Source organism: Pantoea sp. X-Soil-MYKO-1289, from assembly GCF_059730625.1.
Genome location: NZ_AP036004.1, coordinates 2,929,147 through 2,948,113 on the forward strand (window position 1 = coordinate 2,929,147; position 18,967 = coordinate 2,948,113).

Below are 18,967 nucleotides of genomic sequence, written 5' to 3' on the forward strand. Positions count from 1 at the left end.
AAAAACGCCGTGCTTGCTTTTCAGAATTGTCTTGCTGATAATCATCTTTATTCAGCCTGTTCTGATAGGCTTATTAAATATTCCTCTACTGCTGGCTGGCTCTGAAATATTCCGTAATATCTCTCTAAATAACTCTACATTCACTGCATCATCACTCCACTATTCCGGCGTAATGTTGTACCTATCGGAAAAGAGGAGAACTTTCTGTGAAAAAAATCGTTAAAGTTGCCACCGTTTTTGCCGTTATCTCAATGCTGAGCGGGTGCATTATCGACAGAGGTCATGGCGGCGGCTGGCATCACGGCGGCGGGCATGGCTGGCATCATCACCGCTAAGGGCAAAGATTTCACACAGCATAAAATAATAAAATAAAAAAAGGGCGGGATATTACCCGCCCTTTTTACTTTTTAACGCAATTAGCTTTTCAGCGCGTAGTTACACTGAAACCAGCTGGTTTTCAGTCCAGGAATATGACTCTCCTGCGGCGTTAGCGCCTCCACCTTATCAAATCCTTTCTTACCGCAATAATCCGCCAGATCCAGCTCCATCGCATCTCGATTTAATTTCTGCGGATCGTAACGGTACTGCACGGTATTTGCGCTCGGATCTTCATCTACGCGTTCAAAGCCCCCGGGTTTGCTGACGCTACAGCCGGTCAGCAATAACAGCGCTATCGCGCCGGCGATAATTGATTTCATTTTTTCTTTCTTCCTCTCGTTGCTGCGGCAGTTTAAGCCGCAGCGCTGGCGTCGACTATCGGAAAACTGCCTAACCTGACGCTATAAATGCAAGTTTTCACCGATTAAATTGATATTACCAAACGGTTATCTCTATCACTACAAGGGTGAGAAGATGCTTTCAGACAAAACAGCGTCTGCGCCACACCAGGTTATTCCCAAGAAGACATTCAGATTTATTTCAAGCCCGTGCTAAGCGGGCTTTTTTTCGCCCGTCAGCCAGAGAGAGCGACCATTCTACGCAACAGATTGGCGGCCTGTTTGTCCGGCAATGCGAGGATGGCGCTGTAGAGATCCACGGACATGGCGCACATAGAGGAGCGATCGACCGCGGTGTCGGCAGGCATATTGAGCTGCTGCAGTTTGTCGCCCCACTTCTTATAGAGCGTCGCCACGATGCGCTGCAGATCCTGCTGCGCCTGCGGCTGATCCACCGGTAAATCGGCGCCGCGACTCGACAATAGCAGCTGCTCCATCGCCGCGGCGTCCTCGGCGTTGAGCGTCGGCGACAGCGTTTTCGCCAGATTCACCCCGCCGCTCACCTGCGGATAAAGAAAGCGGAAACAGAGCTGCGGATCGCGCTGGCCCAGCGCCTGCATCGCATCGACCGAAGCGCGGATATAGTTGACCACGGCCGCATCCGGCGCGCGCATCAGCCGCTGATTAATCAGGTCGGCCAGCCAGCCGCGCAGCTCGCCCGTCGCCTGCTGAGGCGGTTCGCCGAGACGCAGCTTGAGCTGCAGCTCCTGCACCAGCAGCTGCCACAGCGCCGGCTCCTGCGTTTCCAGCACGCGGTAGCCTGGCGTTTGCGCCAGATAGTCCATCGCCGCCTGACGCTGGGCAGCGCGCTGCTGCTGCGGCTTAAGCCAGCTGAACCAGAGCAGATTCGCCAGCAGCAGCGGCAGCAGGAAAAGCAGGACGCCCTGCCAGGCGCGCAGCCGGGTGGTTTTAATCAGGACGACGATAATAAGCGCCAGCAGCGCAAAGGCGGCCAGCGTGACAATCCACAGCGAGGTCATGCGAAGTTGCTCAATCCTTACGAACGTCGATTAATACCGGGCAGTGGGCGCGCTCAATCACCGCCGCGCTCACCGATCCCTTCAGCAGGCGATTAAAGGAGGAGAGATGGCGGCGTCCCATTATGATCATCTGTGCGTTAAGCTGCTGCGACTGGGCGACGATGGTATCCGCCGCTTCGCCCGCGACGATCAGCCCGCGCGCGTCGACCCCGGCGCGCAGCAGCGGAGCCAGCGCGTGACGCACCACCAGCTCGGCGGTGTTCTGCTCATCCTGCGCGGCGGCGAAATCCTCCGGATCTTCGCCGGCGGCGATATAGACAGGCTGGTTGCAGGAGGAGTACGCGGGATCGACGCAGCAGAGCACCACAACCTGCGCCTTGTGCGCCAGCGCCTCCTCTATCGCCGTGGCGATCACCTTCTGGGCAACCGGCGAATTATCAACAGCCATCAGCAGTGTTTTCATCAGAGTTTATCCTTCAACAGCGGCAGTTTTGCCGATTTCGCGTATCAGCGCCTCTTTGCATCTGAGCATCTCTTCACGGTACGCCGCTTCGTTTTTCTGAAAACGCGACGTGGGCACCAGCAGAGAAACAGAGAAACGGCCGAACAGCGTATCCAGCGCCACCGCCATGGTGGAGATACCTTCAAGGGTTTCGCCGCGATCGTAGGAGATGCCGGTTTTGCGCACCTCATGAATCAGCGCCATCAGCTGCGGCAGCGTTTTGACGGTTTTATCCGTTAGCTCGCGGTAGGCTTCGCCCACCATCAGGCGCACGTCGTCGTCGCACTCCAGCGCCAGCAGCGCGCGGCCGCCGGAGGTGCTGTAGAGCGGCAGGTTCAGCCCCATGCGCGGCACCACGCGCAGTTCGCGCGACGCCACCACGTGGTGAATGATAGTCAACTGCGTGCCGCTGGCGCGCGACAGCGACACCGTTTCATTGGTCGCTGCGCAGAGCGCTTCCAGCTTGGGTCGCACCAGATCGACGACGTCAGTATGCACGCTGGAGATCAGTTTCAGCAGCGCCGGCCCCAGCCGCAATCCGCCTGCGCCGCTGCTGCGCACCAGCTGGGCGTTATCGAGCGCGGCGACGATGCGCTGCACCGTGGAGCGCGGCAGATCCACCGCCTGCGCGATTTCGCCCAGGCTCATGCCGCCTGGATGCTCTCCCAGCGCGTTAAGAATTTTTGCCGCGCGGGCGATCACCTGAATGCCGCCCGATTTTTCATCCTCGCGGCTGGATGGAAGTTTTGCCATGAGTCGTCCTTTTCAGCTGCCCTACTCTACCGCGAAAAAGGCACGATTTACAGCATGTACCACATTGCAATACAGCATATCGAAATGTAAGATCGCAGCCTGTATCACATCGCAATACACTGCATCATAATAATGAGAAACCTGCTATGAACGCTCAGCCTGCCGCTGCGCCGACGCCGCACCCCTTCACGCTTCGCCTGGCGCTGGGCCTGGTCGGCGTGCTTATCGCCGCGCTGACCTCGGGCCTTAACGACCGCGTGACCGATATCGCGCTGGCGGACATTCGTGCCGCCATCGGCGTCAGCTATGACCAGGGCAGCTGGATCGTCTCGGCCTATCAGGCCGCCGAAGTAGCGGCGATGATGATCGCGCCCTGGTTTGCCGTTACCTTTTCGCTGCGCCGCTTTTCGCTGGCGGTATCGACCGGCTTTATGCTGTGCGGCATTTTGCTGCCGCTGGCGCCTTCAGCCGGCAGTTTTATCGCCCTGCGCGTGCTGCAGGGGCTGTTCGGCGGCGCGCTGCCGCCGATGCTGATGACGGTGGCGCTGCGCTTTCTGCCGCCGCCGCTTAAGCTCTACGGGCTGGGCGGCTACGCGCTCACGGCCACCTTCGGCCCCAATATGGCCGCCTCGCTGGCGGCGTTCTGGACGGACGACGTCAGCTGGATGTTTGTCTTCTGGCAGGTGGTGCCGCTGATGCTGATCGCCATGCTGCTGTTCGGCTGGGGTCTGCCGCAGGATCCGCTGCGCCTCGAGCGCTTTAAGCAGATTGACCTGTTCGGCATGCTCACCGGATGCAGCGGCATGGCGCTGCTGGTGCTGGCCCTTACCCAGGGCGAGCGGCTGGACTGGTTCGAGTCGCCGCTGATCGCCGCCATGCTGCTGGCCGCCGCGCCGCTGCTGCTGGTGTTTCTCATCAACGAGTGGTTTCATCCGCTGCCGCTGTTTCGGCTGCAGATGCTGTCGCGCCGCAATCTGACGCACGGCCTGCTGGCGCTGGCGACCGTGCTGATCGTCTCGCTCTCCGGCTCGGCGCTGCCCTCCGCCTATTTCGGTCAGGTAGAGGGCTTCCGCACCCTGCAGTTCGCGCCGCTGGCGTTAACCGTCGGCCTGCCGCAGCTGCTGATCGCGCCGCTGGTCGCCGCGCTGCTGAATATCCGCTGGATCGACTGCCGCTGGGTGCTGGCGGCGGGCGTCGCCTTGCTGGTGACCGCCTGCCTGCTCGGCGCGCAGATCACCAGCGACTGGGCGCGCCAGAACTTCTGGACGTTGCAAATATTGCAGGCCTTCGGCCAGCCGATGGTGATCCTGCCGATTCTGATGAGCGCCACCAGCGTGGTGGCGCCGCCGGAAGGTCCCTTCGCCTCGGCAATGTTCAATACCGTGCGCGGCTTCTCCAGCGTCGCGGCCTCGGTGCTGGTGGAGGTTTTCCTTAGCCACCGCGAGAAGATCCACTCCAACATCTTGCTGGACCAGGCCGCCAGCCGCCCCTGGCTGATGAGTACGCCCAACAGCGCTGAAGCCAGCGCCAGCCATCCGCTGCTGATGGACGGCAGCGTCAGCAGCAGCGAGAACCTGAGCGGCTTCGCCACGCTGGTGCGTCATCAGGCCACCGTGCTCGGTCTGAGCGACACCTGGCTACTGCTAATCGCCTTCGCCGCGCTGCTATTACTGCTGACTGCCTGGCTGCCGAAACGCGTCTGGCCGCCGCAAACCCTGATTCAACCTGCCTCTTCGACATCGAGAAAATAAGATTATGCGTGCTTTAGTAATGAGAAAAACCGTGCTGCTGAGCCTGTTGTTGCTGGTTTTGCTGGCCATCGCGTTTTTTATCTGGTCAACCCTGACCGGCAACGATCACCGCACCAACGACGCTTACGTCAACGCCGACTACACGCTGGTGGCGCCGAAAGTGTCAGGCTATATCGCCCAGGTGAAAGTGCAGGATAACCAGCAGGTAAAAGCGGGCGACGTGCTGGCGACGCTGGACGATCGCGACTATCGCGTGGCGCTGGAGAGCGCCGAAGCGGATCTGCAGGTCAGCGAGGCGAAACTGCTCAGCAGCCAGGCGCAGCTGGAGCAGCAGCAGTCGGCCATCGAGCAGTCAAAAGCGACTCTGGCGGCCAGCCAGGCAACCGCGCAGTATGCCGGTCAGAACGCCGATCGCTATAACCGCCTGTATAAAAACGGCATCATCGCCGCCGACGACCAGCAGAAGGCCAGCTCGACGCAGCGCTCCGCCGCGGCGGCGGTGCGTCAGAGCCAGGCGGCGGTGGCTTCCGCGATGAAAGAGATCGGCGTGCTGCAGGCGGCGGTGCGTCAGGCGCGGGCAGACGTGGCAGCGGCGCAGGCGAACGTGGATCAGGCGCGCCTGAACCTCTCCTATACGCGCATCGTCGCGCCGGTGGACGGCATGGTGGGCCAGCGCGCGGCGCGCGTCGGCGCCTACGTTTCCGCCGGGACGCGGCTGCTGGCGGTGGTGCCGCTGCAGCAGACCTATATCACGGCCAACTTCCTGGAGACACAGCTCAGCGACGTGCGCCAGGGACAGCGGGTGCAGATCGCCATCGATGCGCTACCAGGCAAGCGTTTCACCGGCCATGTCGACAGCATCGCGCCCGCGACCGGCGCGACGTTTTCGGCAATTTCGCCCGACAACGCGACAGGTAACTATACTAAGGTCGTCCAGCGCCTTCCGGTTAAAATCGTGCTGGATACGGACCAGCCTGACCTGTCGCAGCTGCGGGTTGGTATGTCGGCGATCCCGGAGATTGAAGTAGAGTAAAAACGTGATGAATCTCTCACACTGGTGCTATTTATTTTAGGATCAATAACGCGTAGATTAGCGTTCGATCCTGTTCTGAGTTACTCGGAACGACCTGAGAAAATGCCTGAGGCGATGATGACCTGATGCGTTTTTCTCATTCTGTTCGCGTTGCGCTGGCCTGGGATCGCTATCGTCGTAACCGCTCAGAGGAGTTGTTTGTGAAATACGCCTTGATGGGAATCTCTTTCTTTGCGCTGCTTTGGCTCGGCACCTTTGTGCTGATGCTGTAGCGCCAGCCAGGGGGCGACAGTGCTGTCGCCCCGCTTTGCTTTACTCTGCTTCCTCTACTGCTTTTACGCTACCCGGCAAAATGCCGTCCGCGCGAAACATCGCTTTAATGCCCCGCACCGCCTGCCGAATGCGATCGCTGTTCTCTATCAGCGCGAAACGCACGTGAGTATCGCCGTAGTCGCCGAAGCCGACGCCCGGTGAAACGCACACCTTCGCCTCATGCAGCAGCTTTTTGGCGAACTCCAGCGAGCCGAGCGCGGCGTAGCGATCGGGAATTTTCGCCCAGACGTACATCGAGGCCTTGGGGTTATCCACCATCCAGCCCGCCTCATGCAGTCCTTTGACCAGCACGTCGCGGCGACGCTTGTACTGTTCGGCGATGTCGCGCACGCACTGCTGATCGCCTTCCAGCGCGGCGATGGCCGCCACCTGCAGCGGCGTAAAGGTGCCATAGTCGTGATAGCTTTTGATGCGCGCCAGCGCGGCGACCAGCTCTTTGTTGCCCACCATAAACCCGATGCGCCAGCCCGCCATGTTGTAGCTTTTCGACAGCGTGAAAAACTCCACCGCCACGTCGCGCGCGCCGGGCACCTGCATAATCGAAGGCGCTTTCCAGCCGTCGTAGACGATATCGGCGTAGGCGAGATCGTGCACCACCAGCACGTTGTACTGTTTCGCCAGCGCAATCACCCGCTCGAAAAAGTCCAGTTCGACGCACTGCGCGGTGGGGTTCGACGGAAAGCCGAGGATCATCATTTTCGGCTTGGGATAGCTTTCGCGGATCGCCCGCTCCAGCTCGGCGAAGAAATCGACGCCCGCCACCAGCGGCACCGAACGCACCTGCGCGCCGGCGATCACCGCGCCGTAGATATGAATGGGATAGCTGGGATTCGGCACCAGCACCGTGTCGCCGTGATCGAGCGTCGCCAGCATCAGGTGCGCCAGCCCCTCTTTCGATCCAATGGTGACAATAGCTTCGGATTCGGGATCGATCTCTACCTGATAGCGCTCGGCGTACCAGCGCGAAATGGCGCGGCGCAGGCGTGGAATGCCGCGCGAGGTAGAGTAGCCGTGCGTATCTTCGCGCTGCGCCACCTGACAAAGCTTTTCCACGATATGCGGCGGCGTAGGGCCGTCAGGATTCCCCATCGAGAGGTCGATGATATCTTCGCCGCGCCGACGCGCAGCCATCTTCAACTCAGCGGTAATGTTAAATACATAGGGGGGAAGGCGATCGATACGCGAGAAACGACGGGGTGTGCTGTTGTCAGCCATAATGTCCTCTTGAATACGTAAGCGCCCGGACCGTCCGAGCGACGCAGGTCACAGCCGTGACCGAAAAAAGACCTTAACGCGGCGCTTGCGCGCTTGTCGAGGGAAGAATAAAATTTTTTTAATCTTCGGGATTCAGGCGACCAAACACCCAATCGTTCACCCATTGGCCATTTAGCAGATAATTATCCCGCAAAGTCCCCTCCAGCACATAGCCATTCTTCTCCAGAATACGCCGCGATGCCATATTTCCTTCTACCACCATTGCCTTGAGCTTATGGAAACCCGCTTTGAGCAGGAAGTCGCTCAGGCCGGCCAGCGCTTCGCTGCCGTACCCCTGGCCGCAGAACCGGTGCAGCAGCATGTAGCCGACCTCCGCCTGACGATAAGGCTGCCATTCCGGGCTACAGCCGAACAGGCCGATCGGCTCGCCGCTGTCGCGCAGGCGCGCCACCACGCAGAGCATATGAAAACTGCTGACCTGCCAGGGCGCGAGGCGTTCATTGAAGCGCTGGCGCAAATCCGCCTCGTCAGGAATTTCGCTGACCCAGGTCATGGTGGCCGCGTCTTCATGCACGGCGCGGAACAGCAGCCAGTCTTCAGGCTTAAGGGTGGTGAGGGTAAGACGCGGCGTGATTAACTGCATGAAATGGCTCCCGGTGCAGATAGCCATAACGGCTGTCTGAATAAAAATGCTATTAGCTCACCCGCCTGCGGCGAACGAAAAACCTTCCCTGTTTTGCTACTCAGGTTTCCCCTTTTTACCATTTCAGCCGTGAAAATTGATCCACAACATGAAGGACGCGCTCACTCTTTTTGCAGACTGGCGCATCGCGATCACATTTTTTATCATAGGCCTCTCTCTGTTATAACCTGAAGGCTGGCTGTGATCTCTCACTTCGATATGCTGTTGGCGGTGTTTGACCGCGCCGCCCTGATGTTGATCTGCCTCTTCTTCCTGACCCGCACCCGGCTGTTCCGCCAGCTGCTGCAAAAAGATGAACATGCCCCGCTGGAAAAAGCCGCCGTTATCGCCATTTTTGCACTGTTTGCGCTTTTCAGCACCTGGTCGGGCATTCACGTCGACGGCTCGCTGCTGAACGTGCGGGTAATTGCGGTGATGGCCGGCGGCATCCTGTTCGGCCCCTGGGTCGGCATCGCCACCGGCGTTATCGCCAGGCTGCACCGTTTTCTGATCGACATTCACGGCGTCACCTCGGTGCCCTGCTTGATCACCAGCATTATTGCGGGCTGCGTGGCCGGCGCTATCAACCGCCGCGTGCCCAAGGCGCAGCGCTGGCGCGTCGGCATCATCGGCGGCATGCTGTGCGAAAGCCTCACCATGCTGCTGATCGTGCTGTGGGCGAAGCCGATGTCGCTTGGCCTGGAGATTGTGTCGGAGATTGCGCTGCCGATGATCCTCGGCGCGTCGAGCATCGGCCTGATTGTACTGCTGGTGCAGAGCGTCGAAGGCGAAAAAGAGGCGATTGCGGCGCGACAGGCCAAGCTGGCGCTGGAGATCGCCAACAAAACGCTGCCGCTGTTCCGCGACGTCAACAGCGACTCGCTGCGTCGCATCTGCGCGATAATCTGTGACGATATCAACGCCGACGCCGTCGCCATTACCAACAAGACCCATATTCTCGCCTACGTCGGCTACGGCGAGCAGAACTACCAGAACGGCGACGACGGCATTAGCCCCACCACTGTGCAGGCGATGGCCACCGGAAAAATTATCATCAAAAACAACGATGAGGCGCATCGCACCAGGGATATTCACTCGATGATCGTTATTCCGCTGCGCGAGCAGGGCAAGGTTACCGGCACCCTGAAGATTTACTACCGCCGCGCGCACCGCATCACCGGCTCGCTGAAAGAGATGGCGATCGGCCTGTCGCAGCTGATCTCGACCCAGCTGGAGGTGTCGCGCGCCGAGCAGCTGCGCGAAATGGCGAATAAAGCGGAACTGCGCGCCCTGCAGAGCAAAATCAATCCCCATTTTCTGTTTAATGCGCTGAACGCCATCAACTCCTCTATCCGCCTTAATCCCGATACGGCGCGCCAGCTGGTGATCAATCTTTCCCGCTATCTGCGCTACAACCTTGAGCTTAACGACGACGAGACGATCGATATCAAACGCGAGCTGTGGCAGGTCAAAGATTATATCGCCATCGAACAGGCGCGCTTTGGCGACAAGCTGACGATGATCTACGACATTGACGACGATCTTCACTTCTCGCTGCCCAGCCTGCTGATCCAGCCGCTGGTGGAGAACGCCATCGTGCACGGCATTCAGCCCTGTCGCGGCAAAGGGGTGGTGACGCTGAGCGTCAAGGCGTGCGGCGATCGGGTGCGTATCGCGGTGCGCGACACCGGGCCGGGCATCAGCGACGAGGTCATGCGGCGCGTGGCGAATAATGAGATGCCGGGCAATAAAATCGGTCTGCTGAATGTGCACCATCGCGTCAAACTGCTGAGTGGTCAGGGGCTGGACATTACCCGGCTGCAGCCCGGCACCGAAATCGCCTTTACCCTGAGCAAAAGCGGACAGCTGCTAACCGAGTCGCCGCTTGCCGTCGCGGAGAGCGTGCAATGAAAGCCATTATTGTCGAAGACGAATTTCTGGCGCAGCAGGAGCTGAGCTGGATGATTCAACAGCACAGCAAGATTGAGATCGAAGCCTGTTTCGACGACGGACTGGAGGTGCTGAAATATCTGCAGCAGCATCGGGTCGACGTCATTTTTCTCGATATCAATATTCCGTCGCTGGACGGCATGCTGCTGGCGCAAAATATTCGTCAGTTCGCGCAGCGGCCGCTGATCGTGTTTATCACCGCCTGGAAAGATCATGCGGTAGAGGCTTTCGAGCTGGAAGCCTTTGACTATATTCTCAAGCCCTATCACGAGGCGCGTATCGTCACCATGCTCAACAAGCTGGAAGCCGCCGGACAGCAGCAGAACGTTGCCCAGACGCCGATCGACCACAGCCCGCAGACGGTGAACCTGGTCAAGGATGAGCGCATTATCGTGACCGATATCGACGATATCTATTACGTGGAGGCGCATGAGAAGCTGACGTTCGTCTATACGCGGCGCGAAGCCTATGTGATGTCGATGAGCATCAGCGAATTCTGCGCCCGTTTGCCGGAACAGCGCTTTTTCCGCTGTCATCGCTCTTACTGCGTGAACCTGAGCAAAATCTCTGAGATAGAACCCTGGTTCAACAATACCTACCTGCTGAAACTGCGCGATCTGGCGTTTCAGGTGCCGGTCAGCCGCAGCAAAGTAAAACGCTTTCGCGAGCTGATGCGCCTGTAGAAAAACAGTCCGCGCCAACACGCATTAATGCTAGCCAGCGGGTGGTATGAAGCGGAGAGCAAAGCGTCCCGCGACAGGGACGTCGCGGGCCGAGCGAGCAAGGATGCCTTGAGCGACTTTGCGATCGCTTCATATCACCCGCGCCAGCATAAAAAAACGGCCCGAAGGCCGTTTTTGAAAGACGCTACAGAATACGCCCCAGCGTCTGCCGCAGATGCGCGCCTGCGCCCAGCAGGCCAGGCTGATCGTGGGTGATCATATAGACCGGGATGCGGGAAACGTAGTCGCGGAAGCGCCCTTTATCCTCAAAGGCGGCGCGGAAGCCGGAGGCCTTAAAGAACTCCAGGAAGCGCGGCACGATGCCGCCGGCGATATAGACGCCGCCGAAGGTGCCGAGATTCAGCGCCAGATTGCCGCCGAAACGTCCCATAATCACGCAGAACAGCGACAGCGCGCGACGGCAGTCGGTGCAGCTATCGGCGAGCGCGCGCTCGGAGACATCCTTCGGCTTAAGGTTTTCCGGCACGCGGTTGTCCGCCTTCACGATAGCGCGGTAGAGGTTCACCAGACCGGCGCCGGAAAGCACGCGCTCTGCGGAAACATGGCCCAGCTCGGCGCGCAGCACCTCCAGAATCAAATCTTCCTCATCGCTGTTGGCGGCGAAGTCGACGTGGCCGCCCTCGCCCGGCAGGCTGACCCAGCGACGATCGACGTGCACCAGATGGCTGACGCCCAGTCCGGTTCCCGCGCCGTAAATCGCGATGGGCTTATCCTTCACCGGCTCGCCGCCGCCGAACTGAATCACATGCTCAGCCTTCAGCATCGGGATCGCCATGGAAACGGCGGTGAAGTCATTAATGATTTCAAGATGATCGAAGCCAAGGCTGGCTTTCATTTTGCTGGTGGAAAAAGCCCAGTCATGGTTGGTCATTTCGACCCAGTCTTCCGTGATCGGGCAAGCAATGGCGATGCAGCCGTCTTTAACGTTTTGCAGCTGCTCGCCAAGATAGTGGCGGATGACGGCTTCGAGGCTGTCATAATCTGAAGTTGAGAATGTTTGGGCCTGGGAGATGCTGCCGGTTTCCACCTCACACAGGGCGAGTCGGGCGTTGGTGCCGCCGACGTCGCCGACCAGGGCATAAGTTGTCATTCTTTTGTTGCTCCGCTTGGGGTCCCTAAGATGCAGGACACTATAAAAGTCTGCCGGTAAAACAACAACGCTCGCCACGACAAAAGAGGAGCGTTGAAGGTGGTGAGCACAGCCTACCCGTCCGGCAAGCCGCTTGACAGCGGCAACACTCCGAATCTTACCCTCCGTTGCGTTGCGCGAGGCAAGCCGTCACCTTATGCAACAGCGGCGGCAGATCGTCTTTAGGCATCACGACCTCGACCAGCGTCAGGTAGTCGGGCGCCTGCAGGCGCGCCATTACCTCATCCAGCTGCACACATTCGGTGACGCGCCAGCTCTGCGCCTGTCCATGCAGACAAAGCGCCTGCGGCAGCGCGGTCCAGTTCCACTGCGCGATATCATTATAACGCTGCGTTGCGCCGTGGATGGCGCGCTCCACCGTATAGCCCTCGTTGTTCAACAGGAAAATAATCGGCGTTTGCCCGTCGCGCAGCATCGAACCCAGCTCCTGGATCGTCAGCTGCGCCGAGCCGTCGCCGGTAATCAGGATCACCCGCTGCGCGGGCGCGGCGGTCTGCACGCCGAAGGCTGCCGGAAGAGTATAGCCAATGGAGCCCCAGAGCGGCTGCACCACCAGCTGCGCGCCGGACGGCAAGCGCAGCGCCGCCGCGCCGAATGCGGCGGTGCCCTGATCGGCGAGAATAATGTCGCCCGGCTGGAGAAAGCGCTGCATCGCCAGCCAGAAAGCGCTCTGGCTGATGATATCGTCGCGCGCGTCCGCCGTCTCGACCGGCTGCACCTGCGGCGACAGCGCCCAGCCCTCGCCGTAGCGCGCAAACAGCGCCTCCAGCTCGCTTAGCGCATCCGCCATGTTAAGCGGCGCAAAGCGTTCTCCAGCAACGCTGGCGGCGAAAGGCTGCAGATCGATCAGCTGCGAGGCGGCAAAACTTTGGGTGAAGCCCGCCGTCAGCGTATCGGTGAAGCGCACGCCGACGCAGATGGTTACATCGGTCTGCTCAATCAGCTCGCAGATGCCTGGCTCGCTGCCCGCTGCGGCGTAAGTGCCGACGTAGCCCGGCTGGCGCTCGTCCAGCACGCCCTTGCCCATCAGCAGCGTGGCGCAGGGAACGGCGCGCAGCCGACGCAGCCGGGCCAGCGCCGCCTGCTGCCGCCAGCGCGCGGCGAGGAAATCAGCCAGCAGCGCCACCCGCCGCGCCGGTTGCAGCAGTCGTTCAGCGGCGGCGCGAAACGCCTGGCGCGCCTGTGCGCTGGAGCCCGGCGCGGCGTCGAGCGGCGCGGCGGGCGGCGCCACCTCCGCCTCCGCGACATCGACAGCCAGCATCAGATAGCCCGGCCGCTGTTCGCGCATCGCCGTGGCCAGCACCCGATCGATTTCCGCCGCGGCGTTGCCCGCGCTGAGCTGCGCCGTCGCTGCGCTGACCTCGCCCGCCATGCGCAGAAAGTGACGAAAGTCGCCGTCGCCCAGCGTATGGTGCACGCAGTCGCCGCGCTTTTGCGCCCCGCTTGTGGGCGCGCCCACGATATGGATCACCGGCAGATACTCGGCAAAACTGCCGGCCGTGCCGTTGATGGCGCTCAGTTCGCCGACGCCGAAGGTGGTCAGCAACGCCGCCACGCCGCGACAGCGCGCATAGCCGTCCGCCGCATAGGCCGCGTTGAGTTCGTTGGCGCAGCCGACCCAGCCGATATCGCGATGGGCGATCACGCGATCGAGAAACTGCAGGTTATAGTCGCCCGGTACGCCAAACAGATGAACGACGCCGATCTCCTGAAGCCGCGCCAGCAGATAATCTCCTACGGTAAAGCGTTGCATATGCCACTCCTTTCACCAGTGTCTGGTTTGAGTATCCGCTATGCTGCCAAAGCGGCGAGAAAGCAGCGCAATCGACTGAACAAAAAAGTGGCAACCCGGCGTTACGATGGGGGATTATTCTGTAAGTATGCGATCTGCGATCCGTTGTGACTGTGTGTAAACGCATACACTGCTATTCTTGCGCTTGAAAATTCTTCCCTTTGACAGGAAAGCCGTATGACCTACCTTCCGCATCCCGGTCGTTATCAGCAGATGGAATATCGCCGCAGCGGCCGCAGCGGGCTAAAGCTGCCCGCAATTTCCCTTGGCCTGTGGCATAACTTTGGCGACAACACGCGCGTCGACAACAGCCGCGAGCTGCTGCGCCACGCGTTCGATCGCGGCATTACCCATTTTGATCTGGCCAACAACTACGGCCCGCCGCCGGGCTCAGCGGAAGAGAACTTCGGCCGTATCCTGCGCGAAGACTTTCGCACCTTTCGCGACGAGCTGGTGATCTCCACCAAAGCGGGTTACACCATGTGGGACGGCCCATACGGCGACTGGGGCTCGCGCAAATACCTTATCTCCAGCCTTGATCAGAGCCTGAAGCGCATGGGGCTGGAGTATGTGGACATCTTCTATCACCACCGGCCGGATCCGGAAACGCCGCTGGAAGAGACTATGCGCGCGCTGGATCAGGTGGTGCGGCAGGGTAAGGCGCTCTATGCCGCGATCTCCAACTATCCGGCGGATCGCGCGGCGGAAGCGATCGCCATCCTGCGCGATCTCGGCACGCCCTGCCTGATCCATCAGCCGCGCTATTCGATGTTTGAACGCGGCCCAGAAAACGGCCTGCTGGAAACGCTGGACGACAACGGCGTCGGCTGCATCGCCTTCTCTCCGCTGGCGGGCGGCGTGCTGACTGACCGCTATCTACAGGGCATTCCCGAGGATTCGCGCGTGGCGAGCGGCAGCAAATTCCTGCGTGAAGATCAGCTTACCAATGAGAAGATGGAGAAAGTGCGCAAGCTGAACGAGATTGCGCAGCAGCGCGGCCAGAAGCTGGCGCAGATGGCGCTGGCGTGGACGCTGCGCGACGCGCGCGTCACCTCCGTGCTGATCGGCGCAAGCAAAACCGCGCAAATCGACGACGCGGTGGAGATGCTGGCCAACCGTCACTTTACTATCGCCGAACTCTCCGCTATCGAAGGCGCGCTGATCTGACCTTTGCTCGCCCGGCCGCCGCGCCGGGCATTTCTGCGAACAGAATTGTCTCAATCCGCTTTTTCTTCCGATTTTCCTCACAATTGTCAGCGACACTCAACCTGCCACACAAGCAATACGTGGGCACTACGCCTGCACCGCAGCGGCGCTGTCGCTGATAAGGAGAATAAGATGAAATTTGCTATTTTTGCTGCTTTGCTAACCTGCCTGTCGCCTCTGGCGATCCCCAGCGCTCAGGCTGACGGTGCCTCTATCAGTCTGGCGCCGGGCGTAACGCTGCATCTGGGTGACCAGGATCGCCGCGGCTATTACTGGGACGGCGGCCGCTGGCGTGAGCCGCGCTGGTGGCACGATCGCTATCAGTACAACAACCATCGCTGGTGGCGCCATGAAGAGTGGCGCCGTCATCAGCAGTGGGAGCGCGAGCGACGCTGGCATGAACGCGAACGCCGCCACCACTGGCGCGAAGCGCAGCGCCATCACGACCGCCACGACCGCCACGACCGTCATGACCACCACCATCACTGATGATGCGGCGGCACGGCTAAAGGCCGCTGCGCGATACCGCGCGCAAAGCGGCCTTTAATCCGCGAACAGCCGACGTCCGATTTGCCGCGCCGTTTCCAGATGCGCTTCAGGCGAGTCGGCGTCAGGCAGCAAGATCAGTTCCGACGTTTTCACCGCTGCGCCGACATAGTCAAAGATGCCCTCGTCAATCTGCGTGCGCATCGCGGCATAGTAGCCGCGCCGCGCATAGGTGCGCAGATTCGCCCCGCCTATTCCCAGCAGGTGCACCTTCAGACGGCCCATTTTTTTATCGATTTTGCCGTCGGGCGTCTCCTGATATGCCCAGCCGTGGGTAAAAACGCGATCGATCCAGCCTTTCAGCACGCCGGGAAACGACCACCAGTAAACGGGATAAACCAACACCAGCGCGTCTGCGCCGTCAATGCGCTTTTGCTCGGCCAGCACATCGGCGGGCGGCGCGGCCTCACTGCGGAACAGCGCCAGATCGGCGGCGGCGTAGCGCGGATCGAAACCCTCTGCTATCAGGTCGGCGATTTCAAAGGTGTGCGGCGCGCGAATCTCGCTGGTTAGCGTTCGCGCGACGGCGTGGGTAAAAGAATCTTGATCGGGATGGGCGACCACTACCAGAGCATGCATATCCTGACTCCTGTGCGAGAAGAGAAAACGGCTGCATATCGAGAGTAGATGAGTGGAGGCGGGCTGTTAAGGCGGCGGCACGGGAGGTTAAAAAGCAAAGCTGGCCCGGCATAGATCGGGCCAGCTTCGGCAGCCTTTACAGGCCGAGTATTTCACCAATCAGCAAATAGGCGTTGAGCGCCACCACCAGCACCACGATGGCGCGACCGGCGTTCTGCATCAGGCGCGTATTGACCATCTCGCCCATAATCTCGCGGTTGCCGGTAAACGAGAGCAGCGGCACCAGCGCCAGCGCGATGCCGAAGCTCAGCAGCACCTGGCTCATAACCAGAATGCGCGTCGGATCCCAGCCCGCCATAATCACGATAAATGAGGGCAGCATGGTGACCAGACGGCGCACCCAGAGCGGAATATGAAAGCGGATAAAGCCCTGCATCACTACCTGACCGGCCAGGGTGCCCACCACGGTAGAGGAGAGGCCCGCGGCCACCAGACTCAGGCCGAATACCGTCGCCGCCGCATGGCCAAGCAGCGGCGTCAGCGTCAGATAGGCCTGATCCAGTTCGGCAATGGTGCTGTGGCCGCTGAAGTGGAACGCGGCGGCGGCGGTCGCCATCATCGCCAGATTGACAAAGCCGGCGATGGTCATGGCGATGGCCACGTCCAGCTTGGTGGAGGAGTAGCGCTGGCGCTTATTGCCGCTTTCGCCGCCCTGCGTCAGCGCCGAGTGAAGGTAGATGACGTGCGGCATAATAGTCGCGCCCAGCACGCCCGCCGCCAGGAAGACCGCGTCTGACGTTGGCAGCGACGGCAGCGCCATCCCGGTCACCAGCTCGCTGACCTTCGGCTGCGAAAAGAAGAGTTCGACGATATAGGCCGCCGCCACGAACAGCAGCAAACTGCCGATCACCAGCTCCAGCGGCTTCTGACCGCGGCTTTGCAGCATCAGGATCAGGAAGGTCGCCACGCCGGTCAGCACCGCGCCCTGCAGCAGCGAAATGCCGAGCAGCAGCTTAAAGCCGAGCGCCGCGCCGATAAATTCCGCCAGATCGGTCGCCATGGCGATGATCTCCGCCTGCACCCAGTAGAACCAGACCGCCGGACGCGGGAAGCGATCGCGAATATGCTCAGCCAGATTTTTACCGGTGGCGATACCGAGCTTGGCGGACATCAGCTGAATGATCATCGCCATGATATTGGCCCAGACCACCACCCACAGCAGCTTATAGCCGTAGGCTGCGCCCGCCTGAATGTTGGTGGCGAAGTTGCCGGGATCGATATAGCCGATGGCGGCGATAAAGGCCGGCCCCAGCAGCGCAAGCTTGATTTTTCGGGCTCCGCGAGCGGCGCGCTCGGCGGTACGGCTCTCAAACATATTTCTCTACCTGTCTGAACGCGTTTTAACCATGGCAGCTTATGGCCTGATCGCGGCAAGTGAAATGAGGTTATTGTTATCGTTGTGATAGATGATGCTATAAAGTATAGCCATTGCTATACCTTACGGTAAAGCGAGACTTGCTAAAAAATATGCAATGCATTTCACTTTACGCTTCGGACATATTATAGACAATAAATTTGTGGATATTAGGTGTGAACATTTTGTGAACAGGCTGTGACTGGTGAGAGTTTTCTGAGAAAAGGGGTGATAGCGAATCCTTATAATGTGGAATTGATCTCGTTTTTAAGTAACGCGTTACATAGAATACGCAGCAAATTACAACCCTCCTCAAATCTGGAGCAAGCATGTCCCATATTTTGCACTTCCTTTTAGCACTGGTGGTGGTAGCCGTGCTGGCGTTACTCGTCAGCCACGACCGTAAAAGTATTCGTATTCGCTACATTGTCCAGCTTCTGGTCATTGAAGTGCTGCTGGCGTGGTTCTTCCTTAACTCCGAGGCGGGTCTCGGATTTGTGAAGGGTTTCGCTGGTCTGTTCGATCATCTGCTCAAGTATGCGGCCGAAGGCACCAACTTCGTGTTCGGCAACATGAATGATAAAGGCCTCGCCTTCTTCTTCCTCAACGTGCTCTGCCCGATCGTCTTTATCTCCGCGCTGATCGGCATTCTGCAGCATTTCCGCATCCTGCCGTGGGTGATCCGCGGCATCGGCACCGTGCTGTCAAAAATCAACGGCATGGGCAAGCTGGAATCCTTTAACGCCGTCAGCTCTCTGATTCTGGGACAGTCAGAAAACTTTATCGCCTATAAGGATATCCTCGGCAAAATGTCGCAGCGCCGCATGTACACCATGGCCGCGACCGCGATGTCGACCGTTTCCATGTCGATCGTCGGCGCCTATATGACCATGCTGCAGCCGAAGTATGTGGTGGCCGCGCTGGTGCTTAACATGTTCAGCACCTTTATCGTACTGTCGCTGATCAACCCTTACCGCGTCGACAGCGAAGAAGATCTGCAGCTGCAGGATATCCATAAAGGCCAGAGCTTCTTTGAAATGCTGGGCGAATATATCCTCGCCGGCTTCCGCGTGGCGATTATCGTCGCGGCGATGCTGATCGGCTTTATCGCGCTGATTTCCGGCCTGAACGCGCTGTTCGATTTTATCTTCGGCATCAGCTTCCAGGGCGTGCTGGGCTACGTTTTCTATCCGTTCGCCTGGGTGATGGGCGTGCCGGCTCACGAAGCGCTGCAGGTCGGCAGCATCATGGCCACCAAGCTGGTTTCCAACGAGTTCGTGGCGATGATGGATCTGCAGAAGCTGGCGGGCCAGCTGTCGCCGCACTCTGAAGGCATCCTGTCGGTGTTCCTGGTCTCGTTCGCCAACTTCTCGTCTATCGGCATTGTCGCCGGCGCCATCAAGGGCCTGAACGAAGAGCAAGGCAACGTGGTGTCGCGCTTCGGCCTGAAGCTGCTCTACGGTTCAACGCTGGTCAGCGTGCTCTCCGCCGCTATCGCCGGTCTGGTGCTGGCGTTCTGATGCGCAAGGGCGAGACCGGTTCTCGCCCTTCAGGCTGCTGAT

General features: G+C 59.7%; 19 protein-coding genes. 9 read left to right on the forward strand and 10 right to left on the reverse strand.

The genetic code is table 11. The features are described 5' to 3' along the window. Window positions 1–206 precede the first annotated feature (206 nt). Window positions 207–335, forward strand: coding sequence for a hypothetical protein (locus AC6I7Z_RS14100; RefSeq protein ID WP_255351578.1), 129 nt, complete (start codon window positions 207–209; stop codon window positions 333–335). A gap of 81 nt (window positions 336–416) precedes the next feature. Here AC6I7Z_RS14100 and AC6I7Z_RS14105 read toward each other — a convergent pair whose 3' ends face one another. From AC6I7Z_RS14105 to AC6I7Z_RS14120, 4 genes are all read right to left on the reverse strand, one after another. Next, window positions 417–698: a hypothetical protein gene (locus tag AC6I7Z_RS14105; RefSeq protein WP_497814683.1), complete on the reverse strand. Its 282-nt coding sequence runs from the start codon at window positions 696–698 to the stop codon at window positions 417–419. Window positions 699–952: 254 nt separating this feature from the next. After that, the gene (locus tag AC6I7Z_RS14110; RefSeq protein ID WP_497814684.1) at window positions 953–1,756 is read right to left on the reverse strand and encodes a hypothetical protein; all 804 of its coding nucleotides are present in this window, start codon (window positions 1,754–1,756) and stop codon (window positions 953–955) included. 10 nt (window positions 1,757–1,766) lie between these two features. Further along, a complete protein-coding gene (locus AC6I7Z_RS14115; RefSeq protein ID WP_497814685.1) occupies window positions 1,767–2,219 on the reverse strand; it encodes a universal stress protein in 453 nt (150 codons plus the stop codon). A gap of 6 nt (window positions 2,220–2,225) precedes the next feature. Further along, window positions 2,226–3,011, reverse strand: a complete 786-nt coding sequence (locus AC6I7Z_RS14120) for an IclR family transcriptional regulator (protein ID WP_033753624.1) — start codon at window positions 3,009–3,011, stop codon at window positions 2,226–2,228. A gap of 146 nt (window positions 3,012–3,157) precedes the next feature. Between AC6I7Z_RS14120 and AC6I7Z_RS14125 the strand changes: the two genes are divergently transcribed. The 3 genes from AC6I7Z_RS14125 (at window position 3,158) to ypdK (ending at window position 6,067) form a co-directional block, all read left to right on the forward strand. Next, window positions 3,158–4,762, forward strand: a complete 1,605-nt coding sequence (locus AC6I7Z_RS14125; protein WP_497814686.1) for an MFS transporter — start codon at window positions 3,158–3,160, stop codon at window positions 4,760–4,762. A gap of 4 nt (window positions 4,763–4,766) precedes the next feature. Further along, window positions 4,767–5,795, forward strand: coding sequence for an HlyD family secretion protein (locus AC6I7Z_RS14130; RefSeq protein WP_497814687.1), 1,029 nt, complete (start codon window positions 4,767–4,769; stop codon window positions 5,793–5,795). A 200-nt stretch (window positions 5,796–5,995) separates the two neighbouring features. Further along, window positions 5,996–6,067, forward strand: a complete 72-nt coding sequence (gene ypdK / locus AC6I7Z_RS14135; RefSeq protein ID WP_102990980.1) for a membrane protein YpdK — start codon at window positions 5,996–5,998, stop codon at window positions 6,065–6,067. A 40-nt stretch (window positions 6,068–6,107) separates the two neighbouring features. On the opposite strand, the gene alaC is transcribed toward ypdK, so the two are convergent. After that, on the reverse strand, window positions 6,108–7,343 hold the full coding sequence (alaC, locus tag AC6I7Z_RS14140; protein WP_497814688.1) for an alanine transaminase: 1,236 nt from the start codon (window positions 7,341–7,343) through the stop codon (window positions 6,108–6,110). Between the two features lie 118 nt (window positions 7,344–7,461). Continuing rightward, window positions 7,462–7,986, reverse strand: coding sequence for a GNAT family N-acetyltransferase (locus AC6I7Z_RS14145; RefSeq protein ID WP_497814689.1), 525 nt, complete (start codon window positions 7,984–7,986; stop codon window positions 7,462–7,464). 258 nt (window positions 7,987–8,244) lie between these two features. On the opposite strand from AC6I7Z_RS14145, the gene AC6I7Z_RS14150 reads away from it, so the two are divergent. Beyond that, complete coding sequence (locus AC6I7Z_RS14150) at window positions 8,245–9,936, forward strand: LytS/YhcK type 5TM receptor domain-containing protein (protein WP_497815453.1); 1,692 nt, start codon at window positions 8,245–8,247, stop codon at window positions 9,934–9,936. After that, on the forward strand, window positions 9,933–10,658 hold the full coding sequence (locus tag AC6I7Z_RS14155; protein ID WP_497814690.1) for a LytR/AlgR family response regulator transcription factor: 726 nt from the start codon (window positions 9,933–9,935) through the stop codon (window positions 10,656–10,658). The genes AC6I7Z_RS14150 and AC6I7Z_RS14155 overlap by 4 nt, the downstream gene beginning before the upstream one ends. 184 nt (window positions 10,659–10,842) lie before the next feature. On the opposite strand, the gene glk is transcribed toward AC6I7Z_RS14155, so the two are convergent. Together glk and AC6I7Z_RS14165 are read right to left on the reverse strand one after the other, a co-directional pair. Continuing rightward, window positions 10,843–11,808, reverse strand: coding sequence for a glucokinase (gene glk, locus AC6I7Z_RS14160; protein WP_033753641.1), 966 nt, complete (start codon window positions 11,806–11,808; stop codon window positions 10,843–10,845). 157 nt (window positions 11,809–11,965) lie between these two features. Next, entirely contained in the window at window positions 11,966–13,621 is a 1,656-nt protein-coding gene (locus AC6I7Z_RS14165) for a thiamine pyrophosphate-binding protein (protein ID WP_497814691.1), read from the reverse strand. A gap of 216 nt (window positions 13,622–13,837) precedes the next feature. Between AC6I7Z_RS14165 and mgrA the strand changes: the two genes are divergently transcribed. Then, entirely contained in the window at window positions 13,838–14,827 is a 990-nt protein-coding gene (gene mgrA / locus AC6I7Z_RS14170) for an L-glyceraldehyde 3-phosphate reductase (protein ID WP_497814692.1), read from the forward strand. 171 nt (window positions 14,828–14,998) lie between these two features. Further along, window positions 14,999–15,355, forward strand: coding sequence for a DUF2502 domain-containing protein (locus tag AC6I7Z_RS14175; protein WP_497814693.1), 357 nt, complete (start codon window positions 14,999–15,001; stop codon window positions 15,353–15,355). Window positions 15,356–15,409: 54 nt separating this feature from the next. Here AC6I7Z_RS14175 and AC6I7Z_RS14180 read toward each other — a convergent pair whose 3' ends face one another. Further along, the gene (locus AC6I7Z_RS14180) at window positions 15,410–15,991 is read right to left on the reverse strand and encodes an NAD(P)H-dependent oxidoreductase (protein WP_497814694.1); all 582 of its coding nucleotides are present in this window, start codon (window positions 15,989–15,991) and stop codon (window positions 15,410–15,412) included. Window positions 15,992–16,127: 136 nt separating this feature from the next. Beyond that, a complete protein-coding gene (locus tag AC6I7Z_RS14185; protein ID WP_497814695.1) occupies window positions 16,128–17,366 on the reverse strand; it encodes an Nramp family divalent metal transporter in 1,239 nt (412 codons plus the stop codon). A 368-nt stretch (window positions 17,367–17,734) separates the two neighbouring features. Between AC6I7Z_RS14185 and AC6I7Z_RS14190 the strand changes: the two genes are divergently transcribed. After that, window positions 17,735–18,925, forward strand: coding sequence for a NupC/NupG family nucleoside CNT transporter (locus AC6I7Z_RS14190; RefSeq protein WP_497814696.1), 1,191 nt, complete (start codon window positions 17,735–17,737; stop codon window positions 18,923–18,925). The last annotated feature ends 42 nt before the right edge of the window (window positions 18,926–18,967 follow it).